A 264-nucleotide genomic window follows, 5' to 3' on the forward strand; every position below is an offset into this window, starting at 1 on the left:
GTCGTGAGTAGCCTGGTAGGGTGTTCGAGCCTAGGTGTACAACCTTGGGAGAAAGATCAATTAGCCCGTGCAGACATGGCCTTAAACAGCGAAAAGCTCGATCTCGCGTTAGATGATCATATTTATTTTAGTAAAGAAGGCACCAGTGGTGGTCGTTCATTAGCGGGCGGAGGTTGTGGATGCAACTAACATCTAAGCAAAGTATTGCCAGTGCATTGGCGTTAGCAAGTTGTAGTTTATTGAGCCAACAGGTCAGCGCTGCAG

Annotated in this window: 1 protein-coding gene; it reads left to right on the forward strand. The window is 47.7% G+C overall.

The window, feature by feature from the left end; all coding sequences use genetic code 11:
* Nucleotides 1-189: DUF4266 domain-containing protein (locus AAEZ03_RS27710; RefSeq protein WP_350583090.1), on the forward strand; the 189-nt coding region annotated here is incomplete at its 5' end.
* Nucleotides 190-264 lie beyond the last annotated feature (75 nt).

The organism is Pseudomonas sp. HY2-MNA-CIBAN-0224, from assembly GCF_040310285.1.
Taxonomy (GTDB): Bacteria; Pseudomonadota; Gammaproteobacteria; order Pseudomonadales; family Pseudomonadaceae; genus Aquipseudomonas; species Aquipseudomonas helleri.